Source organism: Sorangium sp. So ce1153 (assembly GCF_051521595.1).
In the GTDB taxonomy this organism is placed as follows: Bacteria; Myxococcota_A; Polyangia; order Polyangiales; family Polyangiaceae; genus Sorangium.
Map to the genome: position 1 here is coordinate 13,457,203 of NZ_CP150361.1, position 16,830 is coordinate 13,474,032.

At 70.2% G+C, this 16,830-nt stretch carries 11 protein-coding genes and 2 pseudogenes; 5 read left to right on the top strand and 8 right to left on the bottom strand.

Translation table 11 applies throughout. The features are described 5' to 3' along the window. Window positions 1–143 precede the first annotated feature (143 nt). A complete protein-coding gene (locus WME85_RS49100; protein ID WP_437832096.1) occupies window positions 144–473 on the bottom strand; it encodes a hypothetical protein in 330 nt (109 codons plus the stop codon). Between WME85_RS49100 and WME85_RS49105 the strand changes: the two genes are divergently transcribed. Genes WME85_RS49105 through WME85_RS49120 form a run of 4 tightly spaced genes read left to right on the top strand, consistent with a single transcriptional unit; the run spans window position 460 to window position 6,992 of the window. Further along, complete coding sequence (locus WME85_RS49105) at window positions 460–1,467, top strand: hypothetical protein (RefSeq protein ID WP_437832099.1); 1,008 nt, start codon at window positions 460–462, stop codon at window positions 1,465–1,467. The genes WME85_RS49100 and WME85_RS49105 overlap by 14 nt on opposite strands. Then, window positions 1,464–3,659 (top strand): hypothetical protein, encoded by a 2,196-nt coding sequence (locus WME85_RS49110; protein WP_437832101.1) that lies wholly within the window; start codon window positions 1,464–1,466, stop codon window positions 3,657–3,659. The genes WME85_RS49105 and WME85_RS49110 overlap by 4 nt, the downstream gene beginning before the upstream one ends. Continuing rightward, complete coding sequence (locus WME85_RS49115) at window positions 3,656–6,478, top strand: helicase HerA-like domain-containing protein (protein WP_437832103.1); 2,823 nt, start codon at window positions 3,656–3,658, stop codon at window positions 6,476–6,478. The genes WME85_RS49110 and WME85_RS49115 overlap by 4 nt, the downstream gene beginning before the upstream one ends. A gap of 40 nt (window positions 6,479–6,518) precedes the next feature. Further along, complete coding sequence (locus WME85_RS49120) at window positions 6,519–6,992, top strand: nucleoside 2-deoxyribosyltransferase domain-containing protein (RefSeq protein WP_437832105.1); 474 nt, start codon at window positions 6,519–6,521, stop codon at window positions 6,990–6,992. 155 nt (window positions 6,993–7,147) lie between these two features. Here WME85_RS49120 and WME85_RS49125 read toward each other — a convergent pair whose 3' ends face one another. Genes WME85_RS49125 through WME85_RS49135 form a run of 3 tightly spaced genes read right to left on the bottom strand, consistent with a single transcriptional unit; the run spans window position 7,148 to window position 11,375 of the window. Beyond that, on the bottom strand, window positions 7,148–7,759 hold the full coding sequence (locus WME85_RS49125; RefSeq protein WP_437832107.1) for a hypothetical protein: 612 nt from the start codon (window positions 7,757–7,759) through the stop codon (window positions 7,148–7,150). Continuing rightward, window positions 7,756–10,743: a hypothetical protein gene (locus tag WME85_RS49130; protein WP_437832109.1), complete on the bottom strand. Its 2,988-nt coding sequence runs from the start codon at window positions 10,741–10,743 to the stop codon at window positions 7,756–7,758. Before WME85_RS49130 ends, WME85_RS49125 begins: the two co-directional genes overlap by 4 nt. Further along, entirely contained in the window at window positions 10,740–11,375 is a 636-nt protein-coding gene (locus WME85_RS49135; protein ID WP_437832111.1) for a hypothetical protein, read from the bottom strand. The genes WME85_RS49130 and WME85_RS49135 overlap by 4 nt, the downstream gene beginning before the upstream one ends. A gap of 940 nt (window positions 11,376–12,315) precedes the next feature. Here WME85_RS49135 and WME85_RS49140 point away from each other — a divergent pair. Beyond that, window positions 12,316–13,020: a VOC family protein gene (locus tag WME85_RS49140; protein ID WP_437832113.1), complete on the top strand. Its 705-nt coding sequence runs from the start codon at window positions 12,316–12,318 to the stop codon at window positions 13,018–13,020. Window positions 13,021–13,087: 67 nt separating this feature from the next. On the opposite strand, the pseudogene WME85_RS49145 reads toward WME85_RS49140, so the two are convergent. The 4 genes and pseudogenes from WME85_RS49145 to WME85_RS49160 all read right to left on the bottom strand — a co-directional run. After that, window positions 13,088–13,222: pseudogene (locus WME85_RS49145) on the bottom strand (SDR family oxidoreductase); the annotation flags it as partial. 36 nt (window positions 13,223–13,258) lie between these two features. Beyond that, window positions 13,259–14,206: an NAD(P)-dependent alcohol dehydrogenase gene (locus WME85_RS49150; protein WP_437832114.1), complete on the bottom strand. Its 948-nt coding sequence runs from the start codon at window positions 14,204–14,206 to the stop codon at window positions 13,259–13,261. Between the two features lie 262 nt (window positions 14,207–14,468). After that, window positions 14,469–14,561, bottom strand: a pseudogene (locus tag WME85_RS49155) (aminotransferase class III-fold pyridoxal phosphate-dependent enzyme); the annotation flags it as partial. Between the two features lie 805 nt (window positions 14,562–15,366). Then, window positions 15,367–16,824 carry a diaminobutyrate--2-oxoglutarate transaminase gene (locus WME85_RS49160; protein WP_437832117.1) on the bottom strand — a complete coding sequence of 486 codons (1,458 nt, stop codon included), beginning with the start codon at window positions 16,822–16,824 and terminating at the stop codon, window positions 15,367–15,369. Between the last annotated feature and the right edge of the window lie 6 nt (window positions 16,825–16,830).

Below are 16,830 nucleotides of genomic sequence, written 5' to 3' on the forward strand. Positions count from 1 at the left end.
CGGACCGGCTGCGCGGATCGCGGGCAAGCCCGCTCGGGCGCCGCGAGGAGGTGAACGATGCGTGAGTCGGGCGGCCTGCATTCCTTGCACGCCGTGGCGCTTCCACGGACGAGCCCGCTTTCGTCGCGGAGTGTGCCGGGGCCTTACACCTCCATCGCCCTGAGCCGGCGACACGCGAGGACCTCGCCCTCGCCCTCGCCCTCGCCCTCGCCCTCGGCGGCGGCGCGGCGCCGCGGAGCCCCTTCCCATGACGGGACGCCCGGGTAATCTCGGTCGCTCGGGAGGTGGGTCACGAACAAGAAGAGCGCATCGAGCCCGCGCGCGCGGGCGACGACAACGAAGTCCACGGCGGCCAGCAAGAGCAGCGCCGAGGAGCCGAAGAAGGCCGCCGCGCCGAAGGCGAAGGCCACCGCGAGGCCGAAGACCGCGCCGCGCAAGAAGGAGCCGCCGCCCTCGCCGGTGCCGAGGCTCATCGGGGTCCTCGAGTCGCAGCGGCAGCTCGGCGGCGCGTCGTACCCGCCGACGCTCGAGCGGCTCGCGGAGCTGACCGGTGAGAAGCCCGCGGAGACGAGCAAGGCGCTGAGTCACAAGGACGCCAAGGGGCGCGTGCTGCTCTCCCCCGTCGGGGGTGGCAAGAAGAAGCCAGCGCCCGGCTCCACGCTCGTGCTGCTCGCGGAGGACCTGGAGGCAGTCGCGCGGTCCGATCGGCTCCTGGAGCTGCAGCTCCAGTCAGCGCGCAAGGCCGACGCGCCCGCGGTCGAGCTGGCGCAGCTCCCCAAGGGCCTCCTGCCTGCCCTGAGCCGCGCCTTCAGGGCGGCGCTCGAGCAGCGCATCGCCGAGCGCCGGGCCCCCCGGACCGTCGGCGTCCTGATCGGCAAGAAACCGCTGTTCTTCTTCATCGCAGACGCCGTCCTCCCGGCCGCCGGCGCGACGGCGCTCCCCGCCGCGACCGCCAACGGCGCCCGCGACGCGGCCGCCAACGGTGCCCACGACACGGCCTCCCGTGGCGCCCGCGACACGGCCTCGAACGGCGCCCGCGACACGGCCTCCCATGGCGCACCGGACGTGGCGTCCAACGGCGCCCGCGCCTCTGGCTCGAACGGCGCCCGCGCCTCCACCTCGAATGGCGCCGCCCAGCCGCCCCCCGGCCCCTCCCGCGACGCCCCTCCCGCCCCCGCTGCCGCCCCGGCCGTCTCGTTCGCCGATCGCTTCGACGCCGCCTTCACCGCCCTCGACCGCGACGCCGGCGGCCACAACTACGTCACCCTCCGCGCCCTCCGCGCGGCGCTCCCCGACGTCCCGCGCGCCGTCTTCGACGCCGAGCTCGCCGCCCTCCGGCGCCAGCGGCGCTACTCGCTCGATCCGTCCGACGGCCGCCACCACCAGATGGCCGACGCCGAGCGCGAGGCCGGCATCATGGAGGCCGGCAACCTGCTCGTCTACGTGGCGCGGAGGCACGACGCATGAGCAGCGAGGAGCCGACGTTCGAGCGCTTCCTCGCGGCGGTCCGGGGCACCAACCCGTTCCGCAGCCACCGCATCACCGACGTCGGGAGCAGCGAGGCCACGGTCGAGTCGATCCACAAGAACGCCTTCAACAGGCTCACGCGCGTCGTGCAGGACGCCGCGAAGGAGCCAGTCAGCATCGGCGCGCTGCTCATCGGCGCGCCCGGCGTCGGCAAGAGCCACCTGCTCGCGCGCCTGTTCCAGTGGGCCGGCGAGGACAAGGCCACGGTCGTCTACCTGCACAACATCCTCGCCTCGCCCGAGCGGATGCTCCGGTACGTGCTCAACGCGACCGTCAGCGACCTCGCAGGCCACCGCGGGAGCGACTACACGCAGTCGCGCCTCTACACCATCCTCAACCGCGCCCTCATCAAGACGGGCTCGCTCAAGGGCCGCAAGATGATGACCGGCCCCAAGGAGATCGAGGCGCGCAAGGAGGCCCTCACCCGGCTCGGCGCCAAGATCGACCCGCAGAACGCCGTCGTCCCCGTGCTCAACGCGTTCCTCACCGGGACGTCGCACGCGAGCCTCGGCGACGCCAGCGCCGAGAAGCGCGCCGACGCGGCGGTGCTCTGGCTCTCCGGCGAGACGCTCGGGCCCGACGAGGCGCGCCTGCTCGACCAGGCCGCCGGCGACGACGGCCTCGCCCTCGCGGACGACGCCGCCGTGGAGCGCGTCCTCCACGTCCTCGCGCACCTGTGCGCGCTCGCCGAGCTCCCGCTCGTGCTCTGCCTCGACCAGGTCGACAACCTCGATCCGGACGCCGTGCGCGCCCTGATGTCGTACGCGCACGCGCTGCTCGACCGGGCAAAGCACCTCGTCGTGATCGTCTCCGGCGTGAAGCAGTCCATGCTCTCCCTGCGCACCGGCGAGGTGATCCCGGCGGCCGCGTGGGACCGGATCGCGGAGCGCATCCTCGAGCTGCACATGATCTCGCCCGAGGAAGCCCGCGCCATCCTCGAGGGGCGGCTCGACGCCGCGCTCTCGGGCTTCGAGGAGAAGGAGATCGAGGAGGTCATCGCCGCGCGCAAGCTCGACAAGCTGTTCCCGCTCGGCAGCGGGTGGCTCGCGCACCGCCTCCAGGACGTGCAGGAGCTCCGGCCGCGCGACGCGATCCTCTGGGCGCGCGACCGCTGGGAAGCGCAGCAGGACCGGCTCGCGGCCGTCGGCGGCAAGCGCTGGCTCCGGGAGTGGCCCGGCCCCGGCAGCGAGCCGAAGCCGCACGTGGAGAAGCTCGAGGACGTCATCGACGCCGAGGTGCGAAAGAAGCTCGAGGAAGGCAAGAACCGCCGCCGGCTGCAGCAGGCGTCGCTGCCGCCCGACGAGGACAACCTCGCGAGCCTGACGCACCACCTGCTCTCCAGGTGCGCCGGCCAGGGCGGCTCGACGCTCCTCGGCGTCGAGCACCTCACCGCCAGGAGGCGGGGCAAGACCCCGGCGTATCACCTCCTCGCCAAGGAGAAGCGCGCGGACGGCGTGATCGTGACGACGGGCGTGACCTTCCTCTGCGCGCCGAGCGGGCACGGCGCGCGGCTGCCGCTCCAGCGCATGGCGGACGACACGAAGCACACGGACAAGCGCATCCTGGTCACCGACGAGGAGCGCCGGCCGCTGCGCCTCGGGGGCGCCGGCAAGGCCGCGTACGACGCGCTCTGCAAGCTCGGCCGCCAGCGCTTCCTCCACCTGCACCTCGACTTCGCCGGGCACGCGGAGCTCGACTCGCTGGTGGGGCTCCTCGGCGCCGCGAGGAGCCAGGACCTCGAGATCGAGCACCCGCGCGGGCAGTACCGCAAGGTGACGGAGACCGAGGTGATCGCTTCCTTCCAGCGCCAGAGCCTCCTGCTCGCGCACCCGCTGCTGCGCGAGCTGCTCACCGAGGAGATCGTGAAGAGCGGCACGGACACGGCGCCGCCCCCGGAGTGGGCTCCGCAGCAGACGCGGGAGCACATCATGGCCGAGCTGTCGTGGCGCCTCGGCATGATGACGAAGGAGCTCGCGCAGATCTTCGCGAGCAGGAAGAAGCTCTCGGAGAGGCGCTTCCCGGAGGTCTGGGCGCACATCAAGAAGACGGCGCAGGCGCTCCATGACGAGGGCCACGTCCACGCGACGGCGACGGACGACGACCTCTTCGTGCAGCTGCGGGGCAAGAAGTGAGGCTCGTCCACGTCAACGTGACCCAGCTCCGCGTCGCGGCGACGTGCCCGAGGCTGCACTGGTTCGACACGCGCGCCACGGCCGAGCGGCGCGACGGGCGGAAGGTCGTGAGCCGCATCTGGCGCAAGGGCGGCGAGACGCCCGGCTGCGGCGCGCTGTTCCACACCGCGGTGGAGCGCTTCAACGCCGCCGCGGCGAGCTCGGACGAGGTGCTGTCGGCGCTGGAGGCCGCCCGCGATGTGGCCGGCCTCCAGCAGGCGCTGATGCGCTGGTTCAACGCCTCCTGCCTCGACCTCGACGCGCTCGCGGCGCGCCCGGTGCCGCTGCGGCTCGGGTTCATCTCCGCGGTGCAGGTGTACATGGAGGAGCTCGCGCGGCTCGCGGTGCACGCGAGGGCGGCCGGCCTGCCCGCGGCGGAGCTGCGGGGTCAGCTCTTCGGGGACTCGCGCAAGCGGGTCGACGTGACGTTCCACGTGGGGGAGGACGTCCACGTCCACGTGACCGGGGCGATCGATTACGTGTACTTCGATCCGCGGCTCGGGAAGCACCGCATCGTCGACTACAAGCTCACGCCCGCGACCTCCCCGAACAGCGATCTGTTCCAGGTCTTCACGTACGCGCTGATGCACCACCACCAGCACGGCACCCGGCCGGACGTGGCGGTCTTCTACCTGCACCCCACGCGCAGCGTCCGGGAGGCGCGCTGGGAGGAGGTGGAGGCGAAGCGCGGCAAGGTCCACGAGCTCATCGCCAGCATGGTGGCCTGGTCCGACCACGCGCTGGGCGCCGGGGGGCTGCTGCCGCCGGGCGATCGCGCGTACTGCGACGGCTGCAAGCACGAGCGCTCCGGGGCCTGCGTCGCGGAGCTCGGCCACAAGGACAGGGGCGCGTGGGACCGGCGCTGGACGGCGCTCGAGGCGACCCCCCGCGGCGGCGGCGGCGCGCCGGAGGGGCGCGAGCGGGCCGCGGCCGGCGCGCCGGTGGCGGAGGAGTCGGCGGGTGGCGAGCCGGAGGCGGACGAGCCGATGGTGGATGAGGATCCCGAGCTCGAAGAGGCGCTGGCGGTGGTGAAGCCGCCCGCCGAGCGCCCGCGGCCGGCGGCGGGGGCGGGCCTGGGGCAGGAGGCGCCGCGGGGCGGCGGGCGTGCGAAGGCGGCGGAGGGGCCGTCGAGCCGTGGACAGAAGGGGCCGCCGGGCGGTGAGCGCGCGAAGGCGGCGGAGGGGCCGCCGAGCGGTGGGCAGAAGGAGCCGGCGGAGGCGGCGCCGAGCGGTGCGCGCGCGAGAGCGGCGGAGGGGTCGCCGAGCGGTGGGCGGAAGGCGCCGCCGGGCGCTGCGCGCGCGAGGCCAGCGGAGGAGGCGCCGCCCGGTGGTGAGCGCTCGATGCCCACGGCGGGCGACGCGGGCGCAAGGCCGCCGGAGGGCCGGACCGCGAACGTCACCGGCATGCTGCTCGGGTTCGACGATGAAGGCGCGCCCGTCTGCATGGATCCCGCGGTGCTGCGGACGCACGTCTCGGTCGTCGGCGCGGCGGGGAGCGGCAAGACCTGGATGGCCAAGGTCATCGCGGAGGAGGCGCTGCGCGCCGGCGTCCCCGTGCTGGCGATCGATCCGCAGGGCGATCTCGTCCAGATGATGGAGGCGCGCCCGCGCGCGGACATGCCGGCGGAGCTGCGCCGCGCGTGGGAGGAGCTAAAGGAGCGGGTGGAGCCGCGCATCCTCACGCCGGGGTCGTCGCACGGCCTCCGGCTCTGCCTGGACCCGCTGCGGCTCCCGAGCGCGAGCGAGCTCTCGCACATCGCGAACCCCGCGCTCCGCGCCGAGGAGGAGGAGGGCCTGCTCGTGGCCGTGGCGGCCAACCTCGTCAGCCTGTGCGCGTGCGGCGGCGAGGAGGAGTCGCAGCGGACGTTCCTCTACCAGGTGCTGCGGCAGCTGCCGCGCGCGGCGCCGGTCCGGCTGAGAGACATCGTGGCCGCCGTCACCGCCCCGGAGGACCTGGGCATCGACGAGGCGGATACCTTGATCCGCAAGTCGGAGCGCGAGCGGCTCGCGCGCCGGCTCAACACGTTCGTGCAGGGCCCCTCCGCGCGGCTGTTCACGGGGGGGACGCGCCTCGACTTCACCGAGCTGCTCCGGCCTTCGAAGCCCGGGCGCGTCCCGCTCAACATCGTTTACCTGAACGCGCTCAGCAACGACGACGAGAAGCACTTCTTCCTCGCGGCGCTCGCGACCGAGCTCTACCGCTGGATGATCACGACGGTCGACGCGAGCACCGGCGGCGGGGTCAACCTGCTCTTCTACATCGACGAGGCGCGCGACTGGATCCCGGCCGGCGGCAGCAAGCCGCCCGCCAAGCAGCCGCTCATCCGGCTCTTCACGCAGGGCAGGAAGTACGGCGTGGGCTGCCTGCTCTGCACCCAGAGCCCTCGCTCGGTGGACTACAACGTCTTCGGCAACACGAGCACGAAGCTCATCGGCCGGCTCGAGGCGGCCCAGGACGTCGACCGTGTGATCGACTGGTTCACGAACGAGGGCGGGGCCCCGTCGTGGGTCGCCGCGCGCAAGGGGGCGCCGAAGGGGAGCTTCGTGGCGCGCTGGCCCGACATGCCGGCGGAGCTCTCGGGGCGGGCATTCAAGGGGAGGACGCTGTTCACGAGGCACGCCGGCGCGTGGTCGCCCGACCGGGTGGAGCGGGCCGTCACCGAGGCGGGGCTCCGCGGAGCGGGCGGGGTGACCGGAGGGGCGGGCGGGGTGACCGGCGGGGCGGGCGGGGTGACCGGCGGGGCGGGCGGGGTGGCCGGAGGGGCGGGCGCGGGCGGGTGACGGGGCGAGGGTACGTGTTCTCGACAGCGAGGGGTTCCCCATGATCGAGGTGCTGGCGCCACGGCCGTTCGAGGGCTCGACGAGTCCGAAGCTCTTCCTGGCCGGCACCATCGACAACGGCCAGGGCGAGCTGTGGCAGGCGAGCGTCGTGCAGGAGCTCGCCGACCTCGACGTGCTGATCCTGAACCCGCGTCGCGAGCGGTGGGAGCCGGACTGGGCGCAGAGCCTCGACAACCCGAGCTTCGTGGAGCAGGTGGAGTGGGAGCTCCGCGGGCTCGAAGAAGCGGACGTCATCCTGATGTACTTCGCGGCGGGATCACGGTCGCCGATCAGCTTGCTGGAGCTCGGCCTCTTCGGTCGCTCCGGGAAGATGCATGTGGTCTGTCCGGAGGGGTTCTGGCGCAAAGGCAACGTCGACGTCGTGTGCGAGCGGTACGCGATTCCGCGGTTCGGGACGCTGGCCGAGGGGCTGCGCGCCGCGCGGGGGGCGCTCCTGCGCAGGGGCGGCCGATAGGACCGGCGGGGCGAGCGCACGGGCGAAATGTCGAGCCGGCGATTCGCCGGCGGTCGCCCGCTGCGCCCGGCCGCTCCTCGCCGCCCGCCGGCCCGGCGCTATGCCCGCCGGCCCGGCGGCTGACGTCGAGACGTGTCCGGGTCGCCCGTGGCTCCTCAACGCCCCGTACTGAACCCGACGGGAAACCGATCGAACCCGAGGCCAATCGTCAGCTCAATCGCGGCAATTTGGCGGACGTCGTCGATCGGGCGTACGCTGCGCCCAATTCCGACCTGAGGCAAGATGAACACGACGCCTCGCGGGAATGCCAGGCGAGGCCCGGCCGCGAGCTTCAGGTACGCGTCCGGTTCGTATGCAGTCGGCTCGTCCGGCCCAGGCGTGCTCGTGGATGGCAGCGCCCGGCTCTCCATGGAGAGGCTCAGGAGGAGTCCCATGGACCAACGGTGGGTTTCAAGCCAGGGTAGCTCGGCGCTGATCCGTCCGCCGGCGCCCACAACGGAACGCGAGCTACCATGACCTGGGAAGTAGGTCATGAACGCTTCGGCGCGCGGCAGGATGTACGCGGGCTCAGGCCTGAATTTGACAAGGGTCAATCCAACCGCAATCAAGCCACTTCCACAGTCTTCGTCGAGGCATGCGCCATAGCCGATCGATGGCTCCCCGAGGAAGCGAAACATGCTGGGGCTCGACTCGCCGTGCGCCGTGGACGGGGCCGAGAGCGCGGCCAAGGCCATCGCCACGGCGATGGCGACTGGGCGGAGCGTCATGGCGCGGTCGCCTCGGGCGGCGCGCCCACGCGTATGCCTGTCGGATGACGAAGGTGATCGCAGGTGGGGGGCTCCTCCTTCCAGTTGACGACGATGCTGGTCGACCGCCAGATCGAGTGGTCATTCCCGGTCTCGAGCGAGACCGAAGAGAGCTCGCCGAGCGCCCTGGCGACGCACGTCGCGCGATCGCAAAGCGTCTCGACTTGCTCGAGTGCCACCTGTGCTGCTCCCACGGCACGGAAGATCGAGAGGATCTCGTTGGCGAGCTCCGAGAGCGCGTTCTCCCGCTCTTTTTGATCGGGCGTCAAGATGCGGGTCAGATAACGGCCCTCGGTCCGGGGATGGAGCAGGAAAGCCATGAGCCAGTCCTCGGGCCCGAGCGTCGCATCCCCTGTTGAATACGATCTTACTTTGAGTTTGCTAGCTATCGCCGGGTTACTGCTCTTATCGAATACCGCGTCCATGTCGTCATGACCGCAACTGGGCGTATCAATGGACTTTTCCGTTATGATTTTTACGAGTGCATTTATGAGCGTGCTATTTGTTTCATAAAGCTTCTTCGAAAGGCTAAGCGGGCCGGTGCCCGTGCCGGTGCCAGTGCCAGTGCCGGTACCGGTGCCAGTGCCGGTACCGGTGCCAGTGCCCTTGGCCTTGGTCTTGGCCTTGCACACGCTTCGCGCATCCTTGGACTGCGCTTGGAGCGTGTAGTTGATGAAAGCGGAAGCGTTCTTCACGGTCTCGGTCGATGCCCTCCCGACGAAATGTATAGACGTGTCCTTCGACGAGCTGGCCAGCACCTGGCCCAACCGCTGCGCCGCCGTTGCGATCCCCGCCCGTGCCCGGTTCATGCTGGCTTTCTTGTCTTTGCAGTTGCTCACGAGATCCGAAGAGACCGCGGGCTCGCCCGCGACGAACTGGAGCGCGCAGAGGTCGAACGCCGGCGAGATGACGGTGGCGCCGTAGCCCGCTGGGAGGCAATAGACGGGCGACACGGGCTGGCGTGCGGCGGCGCGAGCCTGATCCATGTCACGAGCATCAGAGACGACCGAGCAGAACTCCTCCACCTCTGCTCGCTGGTCCATCTTCGCGTTGCTCGCGCATAGCTCCCACGCCACCTGCCGGATGGCGTCTTCGACCGAGCTCGTCCCGACAGCGGCCGGCCGACCAGAGTCTTCTCCAAGAGTGGCGCATGGCATCGGCAAAAGCGTTACCCGATGCCCGACCGCTGCGGACGCTGCTTCCATCTGGTCGCGGCAGACTACACCATAGATGCCCGGCTCGCTCGCCCACCGCGTCGCAAGGACGAACTCCTGGGCGAGGAAGAACTGCTGAAACGGTTGCCCTTCATACCGGCGCAGAAGATCACGCTCTCGCTCCTCGACGAGGAGCAGGGTCGCGCCTAGCAGAGGAGGAACGTCGCGCAGCCGCGGCATGGTGTGCTCGCCGAATTGATAAGGCCGGATCACGCGAGCGAGCGCGCTCTCGGCGACCTGGACACGCGCCTTCCACGTCGCGCGTGCGAGCCCCTCGATCGCTCGGGCGAGGCGCTCCGGCTCGCGCGGATCGGCATCCTTGGGCCCACCGTTCTTGGCGTTCTTCTCGGTCGTGTGGGCTGGCCCTTTTGCGTCGGGCCAGAAGAGGGGGGCTGGTTCTCGCCGAAAGCCCTCGTCGCTCGCGTTGGCCGGTTCGTCTACCGCGAGAGCCTTGGCACAGGGCAGCTCGGCCGCTGCGCCGATGAGCCCCTCGTAGACGCGGGCCAAGATGGGCGAGGGCGGGAAGTCCTTCGCATTGCCGACAGCGGCCTTGCAAAGCCGCGCGCCGAGCGAGCCCGGCGATAGACCCGCCTGCGCGAGCCCCAGCTTGGCCTCCTTCCCGACGGCGCACACCGCCTCTTCCACGACGCCCGACGTGAGCCCCAGCGAGACCAGCTGCGACGCGGCGCCGTATGTTTCCTCGTCGAGCTTTTCTATGGCCCGGTCGACACGTGCCACCGCGCGCTCGAGCGACAGCAACAGCCAGTCGGCGACCCGATCCGCCTCGGTGTCGAGGAGGGTCCTGCCGATCGCTTCGATGACGCTCTGGCCATCCGTGATCGTCCCGATTCGCGCGATCGCGGAGAGGCCGTCGCGCACGAGCCCGCCCAGCGCGGTCAGCTCGCGGACGGCGAAGTTGGCTTGCTCGAGGAGGTCCGCGACCTCCGGGGCGACGAGCGCCCCAACGGCGCTCGGAGATCCGGGGAGCGCGGAGGTCGCCTGCACCCCGATCGGGATGGGGGAGCTGTCGGCCCTATCGGCACTCTCTCGGAGTTGTTTGACATCGAGCAGCAGCGCACGAGCCACGCGGGTCAGGGCGTCGAGATCGGCCTGGAGAGATGCCGCGATGGTCTCCAACGCGGTCCTCTGGGCCGCCGCCCAGCGCACGAGATCGCCCACGCCGCGCACATCGCAGCTCTCGCGGGTGCCGGTCTTTGCGCGCCGAAGGTCGCGCTCGGCGCACGCGTTGAGATCGCGGATGATATCGATACGAGCCGATTTACTGAAGAGCTGGTCGCGCAGCGAGTGAAACTGTCTCTCGGCTTCACTCCAGTGCTCCCTGAGTCTCACGACGACCTCGAGCGAGCGCGTGGTATTGTTGAGCACCACTGGGTCGACGCCGCGCGACGGGAGTTCGCGCGCGAGGTGCTGCACCTCGCGCAGCTGGCGCTCGACATCCTGGAGCGGATCGAAGTGTCCGGCCTTGCCGGTCAACGTGGTGATGACGCGCTCGACGGCCATGCGATCGGCGCCGAGGAACGGGCGGGAGCGTGTCCACGAAGCGGACTCGACCTGCCCGATATCCTGGCAGAGGTCGAACATGCGGCGCGCGCGCGCGACCTCGTCCCGAATGTCGGTGTGCAAGCTGGCGAGACCGGGGACGCAGCCAAATACCAGGCCGGTTGCCGCCGCCGTGAGGCCGCGGGAAGCGTAGCGCCCGATGCGGCTCATGGGCAAGCGCCGTCCTTCCGCCAGTGGACGATCATGCCCTGGCCGGCCTTGGTGCAGTCCGCCGGACCCCCCAAGCAGATCCAGGTGGAGTTTGCGGCGTTCGTGCCGAGATCGCGAATGCAATCGTCGTTGAGCTCGACGAAGACTGCCCGCTCATCATTGGAGACTGGCTGGGGTGGTTGGGAGCAGGATGGATGCGAGGAGCCAGCGCCGGAGCTTCCCTTGGGGCTCGCCTCCGCACCTGCATCGGAGGCCGAGCTCGGATATGGCGGAGCCAGGCGGCAGATGAGCGGCGGCCCGCAAGAGATGTCGAATTTCTTCTCGGGCGGCGCCTCGAACGCGATGTACATTCCGCCGGGGCCGACACAGGCACGAGCGAACCTGGTGAAGCTCCGACTCCCGGTACCAGGCTCGATCCAGTACATCGTGGGCGTCGGTGGGATCGTTTCGGAGGGCGTTGATCGCTCCACGATGATCGGTCGATATCTCTTTTCGTCAGCATATTGATCGCACTTGCCAGTGCACAGGATGGCATTGCCCCGGACGTCTTCCTCGTGCGCGATGTGGATATCAACATGCTCCAGGTCGGCGCCGTCGTTTTGTGATGCACATGTCCAGGAGCTCGTGGTCACTTGCGGTGGAGCTCGTTTGCCATTGCTGTAAACGCACTCCATAGAGCTTTTGGGGGGGCTATCCGAGCTCCTCACCCCGTAGAGATGGATATTGCCATCGGAGCCATTCGTTGCATCGATATCGACTGTTACGGTGTCACCGACTGCCAGTACCAGGAACGGTCGGCCGTCGACTGGCTGATTTTGCGGGCGGATCGCAAGCTCGGGTGAGCTAGCCCCACAGGCGGTAAGTAACGCCGGGCCTGGAAGGAGGCCGAGCCCCGCGATCACGATCGAGCGCCCCATCCGCGGCGCCGAGCGTCTCCGTGACAGAGAAATTGATCGTCCTGCCATGGTCGTCAGGCCCCCCAAGCCTGCATCTTGATGGTCCCGCATCTGTTCCGGTACGAATTGTACCACCGATAACTGAGCGTCAAGATGCTTCAATTTTTCCCATTGCCTACGCAACGTTACCCTGCCCCCAGCTGAAGCGCTGGGTCCCGGCGGCGAGGCGCGGGGTTGCACCACCGCCTGCGCGGCTTCTGCCAGTCCGCCGGCCCGGCTTGACGCTGAAGGCGAGCGCGCTCGTGCTATGCGCCAGGCACGCAATGAAGACTGTTTGCAGTGTGGGTTCTGACGACGTGCAGAATCGCCCATGCTTCTCAATGCGACACATGTCGCTTCGAGCGCGTTCGCGGAGCGCGCGCCGGGCCCGAGGCCTGAATCCCGATGAAGTCGCGCGTCTACCGCCTCACCGGACGTGGCATGCAGCTCCGAGACACCGGCTTCGATCAGCTCGCGGATGCCCCGAGCATGCCCATCGCCGGGACCGAGACGTACGCGCCTTCCGCCCCCTGGGTGCTGCCCGAAGACGGCCAGTTTGCTCGGCTTGGAGGCCCTGAGGGTCTGCCAGATCCCCCGCCAGCGGAGGGGTCATGTACCATGGGCTCAGGTGAAGCCCATGGCCGAAGCGCTCACGCTCGTCGTCCTGTACTGCTCCGACATCGACGTGAGCTTGCGTTTCTACGAGCGGCTCGGCCTGTCCTTCGTCAAGGAACAGCACGGGGCAGGTCCCATTCACTACTCGTCGCAGCTCGGTGACGTCGTGCTCGAGCTCTATCCGGCAGGTCGACGCCCGGGAAGAGTTCGCCTTGCTGTCACCATCCCCGCGGCGCTTCACTCCGCATTGCAGCAGGCGACCGGGGAGGCGAGTCACCAGCCCGAGAGGGCGGTTGTCCTGGAAGACCCCGACCGGAACCAGGTCGAGATCACGCGAGCGCACGGCGATGTGCGTCAGCCCGCGGGCGCGTCGACGGTCTTGACGGCGGAGACCGCCACGGGACGTCCCTTCGAGCTCTGGCTCGAGTTCGAGCACTGGGTTGCGCCCGCCGGCGATGATCCGACGGACGACTTCTTCAACATGGCGATCACGTTGCCGAGCGGCGTGCGCTACGCGCTCAATGTATGGACCTACAAGGCGGTCGAGGCCGCCCGCAAAGACGCCGCCCTCGGCGGCGAGAACCTGTCCGGGCGCTACCTGGAGCCGCCGGACCTGCTCGTCGAGAGGATGGATCGCGCGCTGCTCGAGGCCGTCGTCGGTGATCTGCTCGCCAGGAACGCGCTGAGGGAAGCGTGGCGAGTCGCCGAGGAGCCAGAGACCGGCTGACCACGAACGGTGTGGAGGGCAGACCGCCGGCCCGCAGCGACGAGCGGGACCTGCGGGTAACCCGACGTCAGATCTGCGCTAACCCGCCGGCGACGAAGAGCTCGACGCCGGTGATATAGCTGCTGTCGTCCGAAGCCAGGAAGATCACGGCTCTGGCGACCTCCTCGGGTGTCCCAGGCCGGCCCAGCGGCGCCGCGGCGGCCGTGGTCATGCTCCTGCTCCTCGAAGGGTGGGATCGTCAGCGCAGGCGGATGACGATCTTGCCGGCGACGCCGCCCCTCTCGGCGAGCTCGAAGGCGCGGCGGAAGTCGGAGAGCTCGAACACCTGCGTCGGCGCGAGGCGCAGCTCGCCGGAGCCGATGAGCCTCCCGAGCTCACCGAGGTCGCTCGTGGTCGCCTTCGCGAAGAGGAACCGGTGCTTGTGAGCACGAAAGATATTGAGGACCGCAGCGCCGATGATCTGCGCCGGTGCAGGCTCGAAGCCGACGTAAGTCCCCCGCTCGGCAAGGAGGACGCGCGCTGCCTCGAAGGGGAGCCGGGTGCTCAGGTCGAGCACGACGTCGAACCGCTGGCCGGAGGAGGTGATCGACTCGCGGCGATAGTCGACGACAGCGTCTGCGCCAAAGTCGCGCGCGAGGGCGACCCCCTCGGTCCCGCACACGCCGGTGACGTGAGCGCCCATGCGCTTCGCCAGCTGCAGGGCGTAGAAGCCGATGCCGCCGGTGCACCCGTTGACGAGGACGCGGGCGCCCGCCTTCACACGTCCGACGTCGCGGAGCGCCTGAAGCGCCGCGAGGCCGACGACGGCGACGGATGCAGCGCCGACGAAGTCGAGGTTCGCGGGCATCTTCGCGGCGACGCGCGCCGGGACCGAGATCAGCTCGGAGAGATAGCCCTCCTTCATCGACCCGAGGCCCCCGAACACCCGGTCGCCCACCGAGAAACCGACGACGCCAGGACCGACCCCCTCGACGACGCCGGCGAAATCGATGCCGGGGGTCTTCGGGAAGCGCGCGCCGCTGAGCAGCCGGGCCTCGCCCCGCCGGATCTTGCCGTCGAGCGGGTTCAGCGACACGGCGTGCACGCGCACGAGCAGGCGCCCCTGACGGGGCGGTGGCGGCGGCGCCGTGTCGGAGAGAGCGAGAACCTCAGGGCCGCCGAAGCGCGTGTAGGTGATTGTTTTCATGCACAGAGAGTGCGGCGCCGGAGACATTCGCGGAAGTTGATGTTGGACAGCTGAAAGCTTCAGCGCGTGAAGGATTCCGCGTCCCGTCTCGACCGCGCGGGCGCCCTCCCATCGCCTCTGCTCGAGGGGCCCACACCGCTCGTGCTGCACGAACGCCGGGGATCACTCCGGCAGCGGCGAGCGCCGCGTCGCGTCCGCTTCGGGACGACTTCTGACGAACGGGCCGTGATCGGCTGCCCGCGCGGGCGCGTGCGCCGCGATCTCAGTTCGCCGTGGCCGCCTCCAGCGCCTGCCCGAAGATCCTCGCCACCTCGTCGATCTGCGCCGCCGTGATGACGAGCGGCGGCACATGCCGTTCCACCTCCGTGAGTCCGATCATGATCAGGCCGCCGCTCGGTCGAGCACATCTGACCAGAACCGCCCGCTGAAACCGGATGTCATGCTGATGGAACTCCGGTGCTGCCTCTCCACCCGCCGCCGGGGAGCGCGCGAGCTCGGACCGTCGGAAGCTCAGCAAATGCACGGGGATATGTACGCAGCTCCGCAGGCGGGGCAGATGCCCACGGCAAGATCGCACCGCACGTGCCAGTGTGGAAAGGCGAGCGGAAAGGCTCTCCCGCAGCTCCTGCAGGGAACCGGCCCGGTGCCGACGGGCTGAGCGCACCGGGGGCACAGATCCGCCCGACCAGGGGCCAGGCTCGATTGCAGCTCGGCATCTGTGAGCTCGATCGACATGCGTATCTGGCACCTCAGGCAGTCATAATCAGTCTTCATCACGCTCCTTCGAATCCAGCCAGAGCGGCGGCGTGCGGCGAACGGAGTATGCTTCGGCGAGCACGCCGGCGCATGGCGCGGGCGAGTCTATCCTCCAGCTTTCCCGCCTCGACGGCGGAAAGCAGCGACCCTGTGTGTGCGAGTCCGTGCAGGTCGGCGGCGCATGCCGCGCCAGCGGGGCACAACGCTGCGGCAGCGGCGGCTAGCTCGGGGAGGATGAGGATGACGACGTCCGCGGCTCGGCGTTCAGGGAGCGCGGCTTGTCGTTGTTGTTCTTCGAAGGCCGTCCGATTGTCTGGCCGCTTCTGGGAACGAAGATCGGACGAAAGCACGGCGCACGCGCGCATCACCCGCGCCGCTCCGCCGAGCTCCTCGATATCCCTCGCCTACGCGCAGGCCGCCTCGAGCGCCTGCCCGAAGATCCTCGCCACCTCGTCGATCTGCGCCGCCGTGATGATCAGCGGCGGCAGGAACCGCACCACGCTCCCGTGGCGCCCGCCGAGCTCCACGATCAGCCCCCGCCGCAGGCACTCGCGCTGCACGCGCACGGCGAGCTCCGGGTGGGCAGGGCGCGACCCGAGCGCGTCGGGCAGCGCCGCCGCGTCCACGAGCTCCACGCCGATCATCAGGCCCCGCCCGCGCACCTCGCCGACGCACGCGAAGTCCTTGCCGAGCGCGGCGAGCTGCAGCTCCAGCCGCGCGCCGAGCTCCGCGGCCGCCGCGTCCAGGCGCTCGGCCCGCAGGACCGCGAGCGTGGCCGAGCCCGCCGCCATCGCGAGCTGGTTGCCGCGGAACGTGCCCGCGTGGGCGCCCGGACGCCATGTGTCGAGTCGCTCGTGGTACACGACCACCGAGAGCGGCAGCCCGCCGCCCAGCGCCTTCGACAGGACCAGCACGTCCGGCTCGATGCCCGCGTGCTCGAACGCGAACATGCGCCCCGTGCGGCCAAAGCCCGTCTGCACCTCGTCGATGATCAGCGGGATGTCATGGCGCGTCGCCAGCCCCCGCAGCCCCTTCAGCCAGGCCGCGGGCGCCGGGATCACGCCCCCCTCGCCCTGCACCGCCTCCAGGATGATCGCAGCAGGCCTGGGCACGCCGCTCTCCGGGTCGGACAGGAGGTTGTCGATGTACGCGAGCGAGGCCGCGACACCCGCGTCGCCGCCGAGCCCGAACGGGCAGCGATACCCGTACGGATACGGCATGAACTGGACTCCATGCAGGCTGGAGCCGAGCGCCACCTTGGGCCCGAGATTGCCCATCAGGGTGAGCGCCCCCTGCGTCATGCCATGGTACGCGCCGTGGAAGGCGAGCACCGTCCCGCGCCCGGTGGCGGTCCTGACCAGCTTCAGCGCCGCTTCCACCGCGTCGGCCCCCGTCGGCCCGCAGAACTGGATCCGCGCGTGGCGGGCGACGCTCGCAGGCAGCGCGCCGAGCACGTCCTGCATGAAGCGGTCCTTGACCGGCGTGGTGAAATCGAGCGCGTGCAGCGGCAGGCCAGAGCGCAACGTGCGCTCCAGGACGTCGAGCACCGCCGGGTGGTTGTGCCCCAGCGCCAGCGTGCCAGCCCCGGCCAGGCAATCGATGAAGACGCGACCCTCGACGTCCTCCACATAAACGCCCTGCGCGCGCGCCAGCGCCAGCGGCAGACGACGTGGATACGTGCGGGCGCTCGACTCGCGCTGCCGCTGCCGCTCGAGCAACGGGTGGTCGCCGAGATCGTACGTCGCGCGCCGCCGGTGCCTCTCGCCGAGCTCGGAGACGAGGCCGGCGTGATGGGGCGCCCTGGAGGACGTCGAAGGCTGGTCCAGTGCGGGGTAATTCGTCGAAGCTGCAGATAGGCTCATCGGGTA

What these genes read in the sequence shown, in the direction of transcription:
- WME85_RS49125 (WP_437832107.1), bottom strand. Translation starts at nt 7,759, where the DNA reads ATGACGCTCCGCCCAGTCGCCATCGCCGTGGCGATGGCCTTGGCCGCG.
- WME85_RS49140 (WP_437832113.1), top strand. Translation starts at nt 12,316, where the DNA reads ATGGCCGAAGCGCTCACGCTCGTCGTCCTGTACTGCTCCGACATCGAC.
- WME85_RS49100 (WP_437832096.1), bottom strand. Translation starts at nt 473, where the DNA reads ATGAGCCTCGGCACCGGCGAGGGCGGCGGCTCCTTCTTGCGCGGCGCG.
- WME85_RS49150 (WP_437832114.1), bottom strand. Translation starts at nt 14,206, where the DNA reads ATGAAAACAATCACCTACACGCGCTTCGGCGGCCCTGAGGTTCTCGCT.
- WME85_RS49120 (WP_437832105.1), top strand. Translation starts at nt 6,519, where the DNA reads ATGATCGAGGTGCTGGCGCCACGGCCGTTCGAGGGCTCGACGAGTCCG.
- WME85_RS49130 (WP_437832109.1), bottom strand. Translation starts at nt 10,743, where the DNA reads ATGAGCCGCATCGGGCGCTACGCTTCCCGCGGCCTCACGGCGGCGGCA.
- WME85_RS49160 (WP_437832117.1), bottom strand. Translation starts at nt 16,824, where the DNA reads ATGAGCCTATCTGCAGCTTCGACGAATTACCCCGCACTGGACCAGCCT.
- WME85_RS49110 (WP_437832101.1), top strand. Translation starts at nt 1,464, where the DNA reads ATGAGCAGCGAGGAGCCGACGTTCGAGCGCTTCCTCGCGGCGGTCCGG.